Source organism: Citrobacter freundii complex sp. CFNIH2 (assembly GCF_002880615.1).
Taxonomy (GTDB): domain Bacteria; phylum Pseudomonadota; class Gammaproteobacteria; order Enterobacterales; family Enterobacteriaceae; genus Citrobacter_A; species Citrobacter_A amalonaticus_F.
Genome location: NZ_CP025757.1, coordinates 690,071 through 705,586, shown reverse-complemented (window position 1 = coordinate 705,586; position 15,516 = coordinate 690,071). Strand labels below are relative to the sequence as shown.

Sequence of the window (15,516 nt, the reverse complement as noted above, 5' to 3'; positions counted from 1 at the left end):
GAGTTATGGCGATTTATACCCGCACAGGCGACGCAGGCACAACCGCGCTCTTTACCGGACAGCGCGTCAGTAAAACACACCCCCGCGTGGAAGCGTATGGCACACTCGATGAGCTTAACGCCGCGCTGAGCCTGTGCGTCTGCGCCACCCGTAGCGCACAGCATCGCGCGCTGCTGGAGGCTATTCAGCTACAAATTTTCTGGTTCAGCGCTGAGCTTGCCAGCGAAAGCGAGCAACCGTCTGCGGACCAGCGCTATATCAGCTCTGAGGAAATTGCCGCGCTGGAAGCGGCTATCGACACCGCGATGGGACGCGTTGCCCCCTTGCACAGTTTCATTTTGCCTGGCCGCTGCGAAGCCGCAAGCCGCCTGCATTTTGCCCGCACGCTGGCGCGCCGGGCCGAACGCCGTCTGGTGGAACTCGCTGCCGAGGTCACTGTCAGGCATGTACTGATGCGCTATATCAATCGCCTGTCAGACTGCTTGTATGCACTGGCGCGCGCGGAAGATCACGACGCCCATCAGGACACGATTATCCGGGAAGTGACGAAGCGCTATCTGGCTGCCGATCACGCCCCTGTCAAAAAGGAATCTGCGATGTCGCTCTCTTTTGGCGATCTCCACCAGTTAACCCGTGCCGCCGTCGAGCGGGCACAAGCCTTAAACGTTCCGGTGGTCGTCAGCATTGTTGATGCCAACGGTACCGAAGCCGTCACCTGGCGGATGCCGGATGCCCTGCTGGTCAGCAGTGAACTGGCGCCGAAAAAAGCCTGGACCGCGGTGGCGATGAAAACCGCGACACACGAACTCGCGTCGGTAGTTCAGCCCGGCGCGCCGCTGTACGGGCTGGAAAGTCATATGCAGGGAAAAGTCGTCACCTTTGGCGGCGGCTACGCGCTATGGCGTGATGGATTGCTTATTGGGGGTCTTGGTATCAGCGGTGGAAGCGTTGAACAGGACATGGACATTGCACAGGCTGCCATTGCGGCAATAAACGTGAGAACACATCAATGAATACGACCGAACTGGAAACCCTCATCCGCACTATTTTGAGCGAGCAACTGACTCCCGCAAAAACTGAAATCAAAGGGAATGGAATCTTTCAGTCTGTTGGCGAAGCTGTCGATGCTGCCCACCAGGCGTTCTTGCGTTATCAGCAATCACCACTGAAAACGCGCAGCGCCATTATTAGCGCTATCCGGGAAGAGCTGGCGCCACAGCTGGCTGCGCTGGCGGCAGAGAGCGCTGCGGAAACCGGAATGGGTAACAAAGAGGACAAATTCCTTAAAAACAAAGCGGCGCTGGACAACACGCCGGGCATTGAAGACCTGACCACCACCGCGCTCACCGGCGACGGAGGCATGGTGTTGTTTGAGTATTCACCGTTTGGCGTGATTGGTTCCGTCGCTCCCAGCACTAACCCGACAGAAACCATTATTAACAACAGCATCAGCATGCTGGCGGCGGGCAACAGCGTCTATTTCAGCCCGCATCCGGGTGCCAAAGCCGTGTCACTGAAGCTTATCGCCATGATTGAAGATATCGCGTTTCGCAGCTGCGGCATTCGCAATCTGGTGGTGACTGTTGCCGAACCCACGTTTGAAGCCACCCAGCAAATGATGGCGCACCCGAAAATTGCCGTTCTGGCGATTACCGGCGGCCCGGGCATTGTGGCGATGGGTATGAAGAGCGGGAAGAAAGTGATTGGCGCAGGCGCGGGGAATCCTCCTTGCATCGTCGATGAGACGGCCGATCTGGTGAAAGCGGCGGAAGATATCATCAACGGCGCATCATTCGACTACAACCTGCCCTGCATCGCGGAGAAAAGCCTGATTGTGGTGGAGTCGGTTGCACAACCGTTGATCCAACAAATGCAAAATTTCGGCGCGCTATTGTTAAGCGAGGCCGATACCGAGAAGCTGCGTGCGGCCTGCCTGCCAGAGGGGGTAGCCAATAAAAAACTGGTCGGTAAGAGTCCTTGCGCCATGCTTGAAGCCGCCGGTATTCCGCTGCCGGCAAAAGCACCGCGCCTGCTGATTGGCGTCGTCAACGCAGACGACAGTTGGGTAACCAGCGAGCAGTTAATGCCGATGCTGCCAGTGGTGAAGGTGAAAGATTTTGACGCCGCGTTGTCGCTGGCGCTGAAAGTGGAAGAAGGATTACACCACACCGCCATCATGCATTCGCAGAATGTCTCTCGTCTTAACCTTGCGGCGCGAACTCTGCAGACCTCCATTTTTGTTAAAAACGGCCCCTCCTATGCGGGGATTGGCGTCGGCGGCGAAGGGTTTACCACCTTCACCATCGCCACGCCGACCGGTGAAGGGACAACGTCGGCACGCACATTTGCCCGCTCCCGTCGCTGTGTGCTGACTAACGGTTTCTCAATCCGCTAATGAGGTTGTGATGAATACTTTTTCACTGCAAACCCGTTTGTACAGCGGTCCTGGAAGCCTGAAGGTGCTTGGCCGTTTTACGAACAAGCACATCTGGATAATCTGCGATGGTTTTCTCGCCCGTTCACCGCTGATTGATACGCTGCGCGAGGCGATACCGGCAGATAACCGGATCAGCGTCTTCAGTGAGATCACGCCCGACCCAACTATCGGAACCGTCGTTCAGGGAATTGCACAAATGCAGTCCCTGCGCCCCGACGTGGTAATTGGTTTCGGCGGCGGCTCCGCGCTGGATGCCGCGAAAGCCATTGTCTGGTTCAGTCGTCAATTTGATATTGATATTGAAACCTGCGTGGCGATCCCGACCACCAGCGGAACCGGATCGGAAGTGACCAGCGCCTGCGTGATAAGCGATCCAGAGAAAGGCATTAAATATCCGCTGTTCAACAACGCGCTCTACCCGGACATGGCGATCCTTGATCCGATGCTGGTCGTCAGCGTTCCCCCCGCCATTACCGCCAATACCGGAATGGATGTTCTGACGCACGCGCTGGAAGCCTACGTGTCCACGCGCGCCAGTGACTTTACCGACGCACTCGCGGAAAAAGCCGCTCAGATCGTCTTTCAGTATCTGCCTGTCGCGGTTCGTAAAGGCGACTGCCTCGCTACGCGCGGCAAAATGCACAACGCCTCTACGCTGGCAGGAATGGCATTCAGCCAGGCTGGGCTGGGGCTGAACCACGCCATCGCCCACCAGTTAGGCGGCCAGTTCCATCTGCCACACGGTCTGGCGAATGCCCTGCTGCTGGCGTCGGTGATCCGCTTCAACGCGCACGATCCACGGGCGGCCAAACGTTACGCCCGGTTCGCTAAGGCCTGTCATTTATGTGCTGACAGCGCCAATGAAACGGCGAGCGTGAACGCGCTGGTGCAGCACATCGAGCAACTGAAAAAAGCGTGTGCTATCCCAACCCTCGCCGTTGCGCTTAAAGAACAGAAACAGGACTGGTCAGTGCGCATTCCGGCAATGGTCCGGGCCGCGCTGGCGGACGTGACGCTGAAAACCAACCCCAGAGCGGCGGATGTCGGGGCCATTCAGGAACTGCTTGAGGAATTGTTATGAATACCGCCCTGAATGATGAACCTGGCGCACTGGATGCGCCGACTCTCGTTGAACGCGTTCGTGCGGCAGGCATTGTGGGGGCTGGCGGCGCTGGCTTTCCGACGTATGTCAAACTCCAGGCTCAGGTGGAAATTTTCCTCGTCAATGCCGCCGAATGCGAGCCGATGCTGAAAGTCGATCAACAACTCATGGCACAGCAGGCGGCACGCCTGGTTCGCGGCGTACAGTATGCCATGAAGGCCACCGGCGCCCGCGAAGGGATTATCGCGCTGAAAGAAAAGTACCAGCCGGCGATGGCTGCCCTGACGCCGCTTTTACCCCCGGCTATCAGACTGCACATTCTGCCCGACGTCTATCCGGCGGGCGATGAAGTGCTGACCATCTGGATGGCGACGGGTCGCCGCGTTCCCCCCGCTGCGCTGCCGGTCAGCGTGGGCGTGGTGGTCAACAACGTACAAACCGTACTGAATATCGCCCGGGCGGTTGAACAGCAATATCCCGTGACGCGCCGCACGCTCACTATCAACGGCGCCGTTGCGCGTCCGCAGACCGTGACCGTCCCCATCGGTATGTCCTTACGCGACGTGCTGGAGATGGCTGGCGGCGCGACCATCGACGATCCCGGCTTTATCAACGGCGGACCGATGATGGGAAGCCTGGTGACGTCGCTGGATGCGCCGGTCACAAAAACCACCGGCGGACTGCTGGTTTTGCCGAAAACACATCCGCTGATTCAGCGACGTATGCAGGATGAGCGCACTGTGCTGTCGGTAGCGAGAACGGTCTGCGAACAGTGTCGCCTGTGCACCGATCTCTGCCCGAGGCATCTCATCGGTCACGAACTCTCTCCGCATCTGCTGGTGCGCGCGGTCAATTTCCATCAGGCCGCCACGCCGCAGCTGCTGCTCAGCGCCCTCACCTGTTCTGAATGTAATGTCTGTGAAAGTGTGGCCTGCCCGGTAGGCATTTCGCCCATGCGGATTAACCGCATGCTGAAGCGCGAGCTACGCGCACAGAATCAGCGCTACGAGGGTCCGCTCAACCCGGCGGATGAGATGGCGAAATACCGTCTGGTGCCGGTAAAACGACTCATCGCCAAACTGGGGCTGACACCGTGGTATCGGGAAGCGCCGTTAGTCGACAGTGAGCCCGTTGTTGAAAGAACGACGCTGCTGCTGCGCCAGCACATCGGCGCCAGCGCGGTGCCCTGCGTTCAGAAAGGCGATCGCGTCGCGCATGGTCAGTGCGTTGCTGAAATTCCGCAAGGTGCGCTCGGCGCGCCTGTTCACGCCAGTATTGACGGCATTGTCTGTGAGATAACAGATCAGGCCATCATCGTTGTAAGAGGTTAACCATGTCTCAGGCCATAGGTATTTTAGAACTCACCAGCATTGCCAAAGGGATGGAAGCAGGCGATGCGATGCTGAAAAGCGCCAATGTGGATCTGCTGGTCAGCAAAACTATTTGTCCGGGTAAATTTTTGCTCATGCTGGGCGGCGACGTCGGCGCAGTACAACAGGCGATCGAGACCGGAAATGCGCTTGCTGGCGAGATGCTGGTCGACAGTCTGGTATTGCCCAATATTCATGCCAGCGTACTTCCCGCGATCAGCGGACTGAACAGCGTGGACAAACGTCAGGCGGTGGGGATTGTTGAAACCTGGAGCGTAGCGGCCTGTATCAGCGCGGCTGACCGGGCGGTAAAGGCGTCCAACGTTACGCTTGTGCGCGTTCATATGGCGTTCGGTATCGGAGGCAAATGCTACATGGTGGTCGCGGGTGATGTCTCCGACGTCAACAACGCGGTCGCGGTTGCCAGTGAGAGCGCGGGCGAAAAAGGCCTGCTGGTTTATCGTTCGGTGATCCCACGCCCGCACGAAGCGATGTGGCGTCAGATGGTGGAGGGATGATGGAAAGACAACCGACCACGGATCGCATGATCCAGGAGTACGTACCGGGCAAACAGGTCACGCTGGCGCATCTGATTGCAAACCCCGGCAAAGACCTGTTCAAGAAACTGGGATTACAGGACAGCGTCTCAGCGATTGGCATTCTCACCATCACACCAAGTGAAGCGTCCATTATTGCCTGCGACATCGCGACGAAATCCGGTGCGGTCGAGATCGGCTTTCTTGACCGCTTCACCGGTGCGGTGGTGTTAACCGGCGACGTTTCGGCGGTGGAATACGCCCTGAAACAGGTCACGCGCACGCTCGGCGAAATGATGCGCTTTACAACCTGTTCCATCACGCGGACATAGCGTGATGCAGCGCATGATGTTAATTGGCCCCAGCCAGTGCGGTAAGACCTCGCTGACGCAATGTCTGCGCGGCGAGGCTCTTGAGTATCAGAAAACGCAGGCGATTGTCTGGTCTGCCGAAACCATCGACACGCCCGGCGAATATCTGGAAAACCGCTGTCTTTACAGCGCACTGCTGGCGAGTGCCTGCGAGGCGGATGTCATTGCGCTCGTGCTCAATAGCGATGCGCAGTGGTCGCCTTTTTCCCCCGGTTTTACCGCACCAATGAACAGACCGGCGTTCGGCATTGTGACCAAATCTGATTTAGCGGACCCGCAGAAAATTGCGCAGGTCACTGGTTGGCTGGAACAAGCTGGCGCACAACGTGTGTTCGTGACCAGCGCCGTCAACCATTCCGGACTCGATGAACTGTTTGCCTTTCTGAACCAAAAGGAATCTTCATGTCTCACAAAATAATGGCGATCAACGCGGGCAGCTCGTCCCTTAAATTTCAGTTACTGGACATGCCGCAGGGTGATTTGCTGTGTCAGGGGCTGATTGAACGTATCGGCCTGCCGGATGCCCGGATCACCCTGAAAGCGCAGGATCAAAAATGGCAGCAGACCACGCCGGTTGCCGACCATCGCGAGGCGGTGACCTTACTTCTCGAAATGCTGATTAGCCACGGCATTATCACCAGCCTGCAGGACATCGAGGGAGTTGGCCATCGTGTGGCACATGGCGGGGAATCATTTAAAGATTCTGCGCGCGTGACCGATGAATCACTGGCGGAAATTGAACGCCTTGCCGAACTGGCGCCCTTGCACAACCCGGTTAACTTGCTCGGCATCAACGTGTTTCGCCAGTTGCTGCCCGACGTGCCTTCGGTTGCCGTGTTTGATACCGCGTTTCATCAAACGCTGGAAGAGCCAGCCTATATCTATCCGCTTCCGTGGCGGTACTACGCAGAGTTTGGTATCCGTCGCTATGGTTTTCACGGGACCAGCCATAAGTACGTCAGCGCGACGCTCGCCGAAAAACTTGGCGTCCCGCTCAGCGCGCTGCGCGTCGTGTGTTGTCATCTGGGCAATGGCAGCAGTATTTGCGCGATTAAAGGCGGCAAGTCGGTGAATACATCAATGGGCTTCACCCCGCAGTCTGGCGTGATGATGGGTACCCGCAGCGGGGATATCGACCCGTCCATCTTGCCATGGGTTGCGCAGCGTGAAGGCAAGACCCCACAGCAACTCAACCACCTGTTGAACAATGAATCCGGTCTGCTTGGCGTTTCAGGCGTCTCGCATGATTATCGTGACGTTGAGCAGGCTGCTGACGGCGGAAATCCCCGCGCCGCGCTCGCCCTGTCATTGTTTGCGGAACGTATTCGCGCCACGATTGGCGGCTATGTCATGCAGATGGGGGGCCTGGATGCGCTGGTGTTTACCGGAGGTATCGGGGAAAACTCAGCGCGCGCCAGAACGGCAATCTGCCAGAATCTGCACTTCCTGGGTCTGATCGTAGACGAAGAGAAGAATCAGCGGAATGCGACCTTTATTCAGGCGGAAAACGCCATTGTCAAAGTGGCGGTCATCAACACCAACGAAGAGCTGATGATAGCCCAGGACGTGATGCGGATTGCTCTCGCAGAATCAGAAAGTTTCGCCGTGTCGGCCTGAGTTCGCGCCGCGCAAATTGCGGCAAATCATGGTAATAGCGCAATCACCATGACACTATGCGCCGAGGATTGCAGAGCAGAAAGGTGATAACGTGGCTGTTGCGCAGTGCCCCGCGTCGTGCGGCGAACTTATTCAGGGCTGGATTATGGGCAGCGAGAAACTGGTCTCCTGCCCGGTTGACTGGTACAGCACCGTCGAGGTCAGCACCGGCTCCCCTCTGGCGGATGAGCGCCCTCTTTCACGGGCGATGGTCAACCGACTTCTTGAACACTGGGACTACCCTGCGCACCTGAGTCAGGATATCCGTGTTTCGATCCATTCAACCATTCCGATTGCCAAAGGCATGGCCAGCAGTACGGCGGATATCGCCGCAACCGCCGTCGCCACCGCACAACATCTCGGTCATCAACTGGATGAGTCCACCCTCGCGCAACTTTGCGTCTCGCTGGAGCCAACGGACAGCACCGTTTTTCAGCAACTGACGCTGTTTGACCACAACGACGCATCGACGCAAATCCCCTGCGATGCACAACCGGCGCTGGATCTCCTCGTGCTGGAGAGTCCGCAAACTTTACGTACTGCAGATTATCACCGCATTCCGCGGCAGGCTGGTTTACATGCTGGCGCACCGGCGCTGAAGCGGGCATGGGAAAAAGTGCAGGAAGCCTGTGCGGAGCAGAATCCTTATCGTATGGGAGAAGCGGCGACGCTGAGCGCCATCGCCAGCCAGATGCTGTTGCCAAAACCGGATTTCGATGCGCTATTGTCGCTGGTTGAAGAGTGTGATTTATACGGCGTGAACGTGGCGCACAGCGGCAGCGTCGTCGGACTGATGCTCGACAGGCAGCGACACGATGTCGATTACGTTAAGTGGTTACTGGCAAGGAATAGACTGACCGAACACTGGCCGGAACAGCATTTATTGCGGATGGTCAGCGGTGGCGTGAAACGACAGTGAGGATCGCCTGACGGATCCTCACTGCTGGCAAAACGTTACTCCGCTTTCGCGTCGCCGTTTTTCATTTCGCCCATCGCTTTCAGCTTTTTGGAGATGTCGCGACGTTCTTTGGAGATTTCAGCATTTTTGATGATGTAGTCATCAACGCGATCTTCATAGTCGCTTTTCATGCTGGCGATGATGCCCTGAATAGCTTCAACACTCATCCCCGGCTTGATGTAATCGCTCAGGTTGTCCAGCAGCAGAACACGTTTCTGGTTGTCACGGATCTTTTTCTCAACGTCCTGGATTTCACGCTGCAGTTTGTTTTTACGACGGAACAGACGGACAAATTCCAGCACGTCCTGGAAAGATGGCTTGGTAGTTTCCATTTTTACACCCCTGATAATGTGAGAGTCGGATTCGTTTAAACGATAGGGCTAACATTACGTTTCGCAGCCACAAATGACAATGGCTTCATTCTGGTTTCCATCATACCCTTATTCCTTGCTGAATCGAAGCAGCCGCGGCAGCATTCCCCTTACCTGCTTTTTATTTGCGCAGTGCGCGGCAGATAAGATGCGACAGCAGCTCCAGTTGACGGGCGGTTTCCAGGCTTAGCCAGACATAGCCATGAATCGGCGTTTCGGCCACATTTTGTTCATCATGCTGACGGATCAGCATGCGCAATTCGTTGACGGTCTCGTTCAGTTTTTCGCTGTTGGCGAGAATCGGCTGCGGATTACCTTCAAACAAGGCATGGGCAATCGTCAACAGCGCCTGCTGAGTCATGTGCTGCGTTTCGCGCAGCGTATGGGCATTGAGCATGACGAAATGGCTTTCACGGGTCGCCCACAGGGCATTGATCTGCAATTCGAGCATGCAGACCAGATTACGGTTGACGGTCTGAATGGCTTCAAAAATAGATTTCTGGATGCGCGTCTCTTTGCTCGCCGGCGTAATAAGTCCGCGCATTTTTACCACGTCACTCAGTAGCTGTTGCAGATGCTTGTCCAGACGGGGACGTTCTAACAGATTGGGCGACAGCGCGGCCTGATACACCCGGTTATAGGCCGTCACGCAGTGCGCCAGTTGAATACGCCAGTGAATGAAGGCGCGCTGCGGCCAGATCCCGGTAAACAGCATGGCGAGGAGCGCCCCCAGAATGACATCGCCGCCGCGCCAGAGCGCGGTCTCCATATCGCCAGCGGGCGCACCCACGACGACAGCGAGCGTGATGCCAATTAAGAGCGCCTGATACGGTTTTTTCCCTAACGCGAGCCATCCGCACAGGAACATCGCCGCCGCACACCAGAGCAGCATCAGCGGCAATGAGAACAGTTCAAGGCGCAGCGCCACCAGCCCCAGCACCGATCCGAGGATCGTACCGCCAATCCGCTCCCAGGCCCGGGGAACCACGTTTCCCCAGAACGAGATCGGCCCCATGATCACCACCAGCGTAATCAAGGGCCATGTGCCTTCCGGAATGTTAAACAAACGAACAAGCAAAAAGGTCAGGATGAAGGCCAGCGCGATGCGAATACCATGCACAATGCGGTAATGGCGATACAGGCGGATTTCAAAGGGACTCAGTGACTTGTCGGCACGCACTCATGCACTCCGTCAGGCAAGAATAAAAAACAGATTGTACCTGTTTTTACGCGCAGAAGATCACCGCGGCGGACAGGACATCTCGCTAAGCGTAGTCGCTCAGCGCCGGTCCGCCTGGTTTTAGGCTTACTTCGTGGCAGGTTGTACCGCGATATACATCTCGATATCCCAGTAACCGTCTTCGCAACCGTTATTCAGATAGACTTCAAAGCAGGGTTTACACGCCATTTCATACGCCTTGTCCTGCATCAGGCTATTGAAGAACTGATACCACGGCGTCGCAAAATCGTTATTGTCGACACGCGCAACCGCCGTCGCATATTGACCGCCTTCGATTTCGCTGAGCGTTACGCCCTCGCTGTTTTCCGGTATGACAAAATCAGCAGGCACGGAAACAACCGTACTACAGCGCAGTTTTTCGGCGGGTACTTCATCCGGATTGTCGAAATAAACGGCGATCCACTCCTGCGCCACAACCTGCTTGCCATCCACCCACATCATCAACTGGTCAAAGCCTTGTTTCACCGTTTGCTCCCACGGTCCCACCAGGTGGAAACCTGCAACGGTGCGCTTATCAGCGTTTCTGATCTCGTAGTTCATGTTGCCTCCATCGTTACACTGTATTTATATACAGCATAACGAAGACTAAACCGCCGTCACAAGCACTTTGTGGTTATTATGTGAGCGTAGCCGAACTCCTGCCAGTCTCTGTCAGTACGATTCAGACTTTGTGATGGAAATAATCGCTCAGACGGGAGAAGACGCCCCCCTTACCGACGGCTTCCAGCGTGACCAGAGGCCAGTGGGCGACCAGTTTGTCGCGGTCGTAGAGTTCAATTTCCCCGACCCGTTGATGTGCGGCAAGCGGCGCTTCCAGTTCCTTCTTATCCAGGATGTATTTCGCTTTGATGTTCGGGATTTCCGCCTTCGGCAGCGCCATCCAGAAATCGTGTTCGGTGCCTAGCGCGATATTCTCTTTATCGCCGTACCAGATGCGCTCCGTTCCGACCTGCTTACCGCTGCGCAGGATCTGCACCGTGTCGAAATGTTGTTGTCCCCAGAGCAGTAGTTTACGTGCCTGCTCCTCACGCCCTTTTGGGCTATTTGCCCCCATCACCACGGCGATCAGTCGGCGCTGACCGTCCACCGCAGATGCAATCAGGTTGAAGCCGGCCCCTGAGGTGTGCCCGGTTTTCAGTCCATCAACGTTCATGGTTTTATCCCACAGCAGCCCGTTACGGTTCTGTTGAGTAATGCCGTTCCAGGTGAGGCTTTTCTCACTGTACATATGATAGAACTCAGGCTCACCATGAATAATTGCCCGGGACAACACCGCCAGATCGTAAGCTGAACTGTGCTGACCTAGGGCATCCAGTCCGTGAACCGTCTCAAAATGGGTATCCCGCAAATTGAGCTTCTTGACGTAATTATTCATCATCGCGACAAACTGCGGCTGTCCTCCGGCGATATAGTCAGCCAGCGCCACGCAGGCGTCGTTACCGGAATCGACAATCAGCCCACGGCTTAAATCGCGCACGGATACCCGGTCACCTTCTTTGAGGAACATCAGCGAGGAGCCGACGAAGACCGGATTGTCCTTCGCCCACGCGTCGCGTCCCACCGTGACGATGTCGTCCGGCGTAATACGCTGACTGTCAATGGCGCGGTCAACCACGTAACCGGTCATCAGCTTGGTCAGACTGGCAGGATTGCGCTGTTGATGCTCATTACCCGCAGTGAGAATTTGCCCCGTGGTGTAATCCATAAGCACCCATGAACCGGCTTCAATGCCCGGAGGCGGTGGCGCAAAGTCAGCCGTACCGGCAGCAAGTGCAGAAGAGAGATGCATCGCGAGTAAAGAAGCGGTAATAAACAGACGGGGTTTCAACAGCATGTCCTCAGACGTTCGAAAAGAGCCGTCCTTTTTACGGAAATTTGGCAAAACAAACAGGGATTAATTGCAAGAAAATGTGACTTATCGCATGGTTTTCTCTCTTTAGAAGATCAGCGCGCGTTCCTGATGGCGAGTTTCTTTAGTCCTTCGCGGCGAGTCAGGCTGATTACCGCGCCGAACTTTGGTACTCTGTGCTGTCCAGGCAGCGCGCAACCAGAAGTCACGGAACCCACTTATTTATGAATGACGGCAAGCAACAACCCACCTTTCTCTTCCACGATTAATAAACTAAATAGTCAACGCACTGATTTTATTAAAGACATAAACAAAATAATAAAAATAATGTACTTAATTGTGTACTTAAGTCAGTGATCTGCACATTTGACTGATAGTCTATTTTAGGCATAATACTGTATATTCAACCAGCAAAAGGAAGGCAGTTATGCGTATCGAAATCAGCATTGCCAAAGAGAAAATCAGCAAAATGCCGAAGGGATCTGTAGAAGCATTAAAGCAGGAAATGACGCGCCGGGTCAGTAAACGTTATGAAGATGTGGAGGTCATCGTTAAATCAGCCAGTAACGACGGATTGTCAGTTCTGCGATCCACCGATAAAGAAGATGCTAAAGCGTTTGTTCAGGAAACACTGCAAGACGCCTGGGAAAATGCGGACGACTGGTTTGTTCGGTAATCACCGGGTAAACTCTGCTTCGGCTGGCAATCATTCAATACTCGCACTATCGAACGAACGCCAGCCTGCCGCTGCTCGCTCTTGCATACGACGGGCGGCGGTATTTTACCTACCACCTGCCGGAAACTTTTTATATAGCGTCGATATACCAACATCGTAGATTATCGCTACGCGCTGACGAGACTCACCGGCCGCGATTAACCTTCCAGCCTGCGCCCATTGCTCAGGCGTCAACTTTGGTCTTCGTCCACCTATTCGTCCTTTTGCCCTTGCCACAGCCAATCCAGCTCGAGTTCGCTCGATTATGTTTTCCCTTTCCATCTCGGCAGCTGCGCTCAGCATCGTATAAGCGAAGCGCCCAATTGAGGTGCTAATTCTTACCCCCTCTGTAACGGAGATAAATTCAATGTTGTTCTCACGGAAATAACGTAGTAAATCCACAAGGTGGATTAGAGAACGACCTAACCTATCTAACTTCCAGACAACAACGGTATCTCCTGGGCGTAACTTCTTCATCATCTTGTCCAGGCCTGGTCTTTTCGATTTCGCACCGGATATTTTATCCTCAAATATCTGGTCACATTTCAACCTGTTAAGTGCTTCAAGTTGTAATTCGAGGTTTTGGTCAAATGTTGACACCCTTGCATACCCATATTGCATAAATTTCAATCACTCCTTCACATGTTGTGGTGGTGATTTTATCGGCAAATTATGAGTTGGCTAAAGTCTCTCAAATGTTCGTTTAGGAGCGGGCGCGCCAGCGATAGGAATTCCGTTCTTCTGGCCTCTGGCGGCGATGCCAAATATCGTCATGGATGAATGGTCAGATATGGTGTTTCTGAAACCCAATGGCGCATCATTCTCTGCCGTCGAATACCCAAAACTGGCGAAGGTCTGGACAGGGCTGGTTATCCCGGAAATGCGCGGTGAATTCCTGCGTATCTGGGACGATGGGCGCGGAGTGGATAGTGGCCGTGCGTTGCTATCCGCCCAGGGCGATGCGATGCGAGAAATATCCGGGCGGCTATTCGGGGTGATGACGACTTCAACCAGCCAATCAACGACCGACGCGTGGGTTGACGGTCCATTTAAGGCAACCATTGCCTCTGGAGCTGGGGCCGCTACAACCACAGGATATAGATATGATGCTGATTTTAAAGTGTCACGAGTGGTTTCTACGGCTTCAGAGTTCAGAACACGCAACATTGCATTCAACTTTCTGGTGAGGGCTAAATAATGAAACCGGTATTTGATGAAAATGGTTTGGCGACTCAGTCCGGAGATATTCGCTGTTTTTATTTTGACTCAGTGACTGGTGAATATACCGGTTGGTCGGATGAATATATTAATGTTGGTGTCAGTATGCCGGGCAACTCAACCGATATTGATCCGGGTGAAGTGGTTGCAGGAAAGGTCTCTTTGTTCACTGGCACTGACTGGCGACTGGAAGAGGATCATCGCGGCGTTACGGTCTATTCGATTGAGAATAAACAAGAGTCAGTCATTGATTATATTGGCCCGGTACGTGATGGATTCGTTGTTGTTGCCCCTACGTCACCATTCGATAAATGGGACGGGCAAAAATGGGTGGCAGATACTGAGGCGCAGCCGGCTGCTGCTAAAGCCGAAGCGGAACTACAGCGCCAACAATTAATAAGTTCTGCGATGCAGTCTATCAGTATCATTCAGTTGAAATTGCAGGCAGGGCGAGCGTTGAGTGACGCAGAAAAAAATAAACTCAATATGACGCTTGATTATATTGATGCGGTTACTGCAACCGATACAGCAACCGCACCGGACATTAACTGGCCTGCTCTCCAGGAGGCGTAGGCCATATGGGTTTTGCTGTATCAACACGCATCAGCAGAACCCGGTATTTTTTCCAGTCAACCAGTGCGGCGGTTTCCTCATCCGTCGCGATACCAACATCAACTGCATCCTGCCGCCAGGCTAACTCAGCGTCAGCAATAGCACGTAAACTACTGCGTTCCTGCTCAGCCATAACAACCAGTTCTTCTGCGGTGCGTGGAGGAATATCAACCCACGCGGGACGTCCATTTTCACTGCCTAACCTTTTATTATCAGGTGGAGAGACTTTCCAGTAAGAATTCATTTCCTCTTCGGTCAGTTCTGTCAGGTCAGAAGGCAATGAGTCACCATAACTTCCGTCTTCAATCATATTTTCTGGATATATTACGTTTAGAGACGGGCTAAATTTTGCATTCATAGCCTTATTCCTTATTGTCCAATGGCGATATATATCGCGCGATTCGAGCCACTGTAATGCGCAGCCCCACCCTCACCAATTTGGCATCCCGTCAACAGTGACGCTCCAGAGTAAGGCCTGTATTCAATACACCCGGAGTTAGCCTCTTTGAATATCGCCATTAGACTCAAAAAACTGGACGGGAACGGGATGGGGAAAGTTACATCGACCCAACTGGCTTTGGGGATTATCGGAGTTATTCCCCACTGGATTATCAAACCACCTGGCTTGTCCGGGATTCGTACATAATCTGTCGGGCTCATTGCCCTTGTCGGCAGCACGCTCATTACCGCCGCTACCGTTGTTAAAAGCTCGACAGAACCGGGGGAGGTCTGCATATCACTATTTTTTGCAACACCAAGTTTTGCCGCTTCTCCTATACCAAGGTTTGAGAGAGCCGTTGCTATTGCCTCTGGACCATCCAGAGCGATGTCTCCGAATGGGTTTGAACGGCTCAGAAAAAGCTTTTTCAAAGCCTTCAGCACCTGAGTCATATCATCGATTGAAAGAGCATCCCCCCCCTCCTCAACGATGTGCGCCAACTCCTCCTGCATTGCGTTAAAGGCGGATGCGCGCAGGCGTGTAGCCGCAATACCACCAGCAACACTGCCATCTGTGTATAAACCATCAGATGTAGCGGTAGTTTCAACTTGCCCGATTCTGAGCATGATTAATCCTCACTTC

At 54.4% G+C, this 15,516-nt stretch carries 19 protein-coding genes; 12 read left to right on the top strand and 7 right to left on the bottom strand.

Features of this window, described 5'->3' with window-relative positions; genetic code table 11:
• Nucleotides 1-5 precede the first annotated feature (5 nt).
• From pduO to WM46_RS03425, 9 genes are all read left to right on the top strand, one after another.
• On the top strand, nt 6-1,013 hold the full coding sequence (gene pduO / locus WM46_RS03465) for a two-domain cob(I)yrinic acid a,c-diamide adenosyltransferase PduO (protein ID WP_102601450.1): 1,008 nt from the start codon (nt 6-8) through the stop codon (nt 1,011-1,013).
• The gene (gene pduP, locus WM46_RS03460; RefSeq protein WP_102601449.1) at nt 1,010-2,395 is read left to right on the top strand and encodes a CoA-acylating propionaldehyde dehydrogenase PduP; all 1,386 of its coding nucleotides are present in this window, start codon (nt 1,010-1,012) and stop codon (nt 2,393-2,395) included. The genes pduO and pduP overlap by 4 nt, the downstream gene beginning before the upstream one ends.
• 10 nt (nt 2,396-2,405) lie before the next feature.
• A complete protein-coding gene (locus WM46_RS03455) occupies nt 2,406-3,518 on the top strand; it encodes a 1-propanol dehydrogenase PduQ (protein WP_102601448.1) in 1,113 nt (370 codons plus the stop codon).
• Nucleotides 3,515-4,870, top strand: a complete 1,356-nt coding sequence (locus WM46_RS03450; protein ID WP_102601447.1) for a 4Fe-4S dicluster domain-containing protein — start codon at nt 3,515-3,517, stop codon at nt 4,868-4,870. The genes WM46_RS03455 and WM46_RS03450 overlap by 4 nt, the downstream gene beginning before the upstream one ends.
• Nucleotides 4,871-4,872: 2 nt before the next feature.
• The gene (gene pduT, locus WM46_RS03445) at nt 4,873-5,427 is read left to right on the top strand and encodes a propanediol utilization microcompartment protein PduT (RefSeq protein ID WP_043000226.1); all 555 of its coding nucleotides are present in this window, start codon (nt 4,873-4,875) and stop codon (nt 5,425-5,427) included.
• Entirely contained in the window at nt 5,427-5,777 is a 351-nt protein-coding gene (pduU, locus tag WM46_RS03440) for a propanediol utilization microcompartment protein PduU (protein ID WP_042318179.1), read from the top strand. Before pduT ends, pduU begins: the two co-directional genes overlap by 1 nt.
• 4 nt (nt 5,778-5,781) lie before the next feature.
• Nucleotides 5,782-6,234, top strand: a complete 453-nt coding sequence (gene pduV, locus WM46_RS03435) for a EutP/PduV family microcompartment system protein (RefSeq protein ID WP_102601446.1) — start codon at nt 5,782-5,784, stop codon at nt 6,232-6,234.
• A complete protein-coding gene (locus WM46_RS03430) occupies nt 6,219-7,433 on the top strand; it encodes an acetate/propionate family kinase (protein ID WP_102601445.1) in 1,215 nt (404 codons plus the stop codon). Before pduV ends, WM46_RS03430 begins: the two co-directional genes overlap by 16 nt.
• 91 nt (nt 7,434-7,524) lie before the next feature.
• Nucleotides 7,525-8,391: an L-threonine kinase gene (locus WM46_RS03425; RefSeq protein ID WP_061074614.1), complete on the top strand. Its 867-nt coding sequence runs from the start codon at nt 7,525-7,527 to the stop codon at nt 8,389-8,391.
• Nucleotides 8,392-8,426: 35 nt separating this feature from the next.
• On the opposite strand, the gene WM46_RS03420 is transcribed toward WM46_RS03425, so the two are convergent.
• From WM46_RS03420 to dacD, 4 genes are all read right to left on the bottom strand, one after another.
• Nucleotides 8,427-8,762: a DUF496 family protein gene (locus tag WM46_RS03420; protein WP_042318175.1), complete on the bottom strand. Its 336-nt coding sequence runs from the start codon at nt 8,760-8,762 to the stop codon at nt 8,427-8,429.
• Between the two features lie 160 nt (nt 8,763-8,922).
• On the bottom strand, nt 8,923-9,981 hold the full coding sequence (locus tag WM46_RS03415; protein WP_102601444.1) for an FUSC family protein: 1,059 nt from the start codon (nt 9,979-9,981) through the stop codon (nt 8,923-8,925).
• 126 nt (nt 9,982-10,107) lie between these two features.
• Nucleotides 10,108-10,581, bottom strand: a complete 474-nt coding sequence (gene sbmC, locus WM46_RS03410; RefSeq protein ID WP_102601443.1) for a DNA gyrase inhibitor SbmC — start codon at nt 10,579-10,581, stop codon at nt 10,108-10,110.
• Nucleotides 10,582-10,702: 121 nt separating this feature from the next.
• Nucleotides 10,703-11,875, bottom strand: coding sequence for a serine-type D-Ala-D-Ala carboxypeptidase DacD (dacD, locus tag WM46_RS03405; RefSeq protein ID WP_102601442.1), 1,173 nt, complete (start codon nt 11,873-11,875; stop codon nt 10,703-10,705).
• A 442-nt stretch (nt 11,876-12,317) separates the two neighbouring features.
• Between dacD and WM46_RS03400 the strand changes: the two genes are divergently transcribed.
• Entirely contained in the window at nt 12,318-12,566 is a 249-nt protein-coding gene (locus WM46_RS03400; RefSeq protein ID WP_061069946.1) for a DinI-like family protein, read from the top strand.
• Between the two features lie 105 nt (nt 12,567-12,671).
• Here the strand turns inward: WM46_RS03400 and WM46_RS03395 are convergent, their stop codons facing one another.
• Complete coding sequence (locus WM46_RS03395; protein WP_102601441.1) at nt 12,672-13,226, bottom strand: recombinase family protein; 555 nt, start codon at nt 13,224-13,226, stop codon at nt 12,672-12,674.
• A gap of 136 nt (nt 13,227-13,362) precedes the next feature.
• Between WM46_RS03395 and WM46_RS03390 the strand changes: the two genes are divergently transcribed.
• On the top strand, nt 13,363-13,803 hold the full coding sequence (locus tag WM46_RS03390; RefSeq protein WP_102601440.1) for a phage tail protein: 441 nt from the start codon (nt 13,363-13,365) through the stop codon (nt 13,801-13,803).
• Nucleotides 13,803-14,396 carry a tail fiber assembly protein gene (locus WM46_RS03385; protein WP_102601439.1) on the top strand — a complete coding sequence of 198 codons (594 nt, stop codon included), beginning with the start codon at nt 13,803-13,805 and terminating at the stop codon, nt 14,394-14,396. The genes WM46_RS03390 and WM46_RS03385 overlap by 1 nt, the downstream gene beginning before the upstream one ends.
• Here the strand turns inward: WM46_RS03385 and WM46_RS03380 are convergent.
• Both WM46_RS03380 and WM46_RS26570 read right to left on the bottom strand, forming a co-directional pair.
• Nucleotides 14,368-14,793, bottom strand: coding sequence for a tail fiber assembly protein (locus WM46_RS03380; RefSeq protein WP_102601438.1), 426 nt, complete (start codon nt 14,791-14,793; stop codon nt 14,368-14,370). The two genes, WM46_RS03385 and WM46_RS03380, sit on opposite strands and share 29 nt — an antisense overlap.
• An 11-nt stretch (nt 14,794-14,804) precedes the next feature.
• On the bottom strand, nt 14,805-15,500 hold the full coding sequence (locus WM46_RS26570; RefSeq protein WP_262360450.1) for a gp53-like domain-containing protein: 696 nt from the start codon (nt 15,498-15,500) through the stop codon (nt 14,805-14,807).
• Between the last annotated feature and the right edge of the window lie 16 nt (nt 15,501-15,516).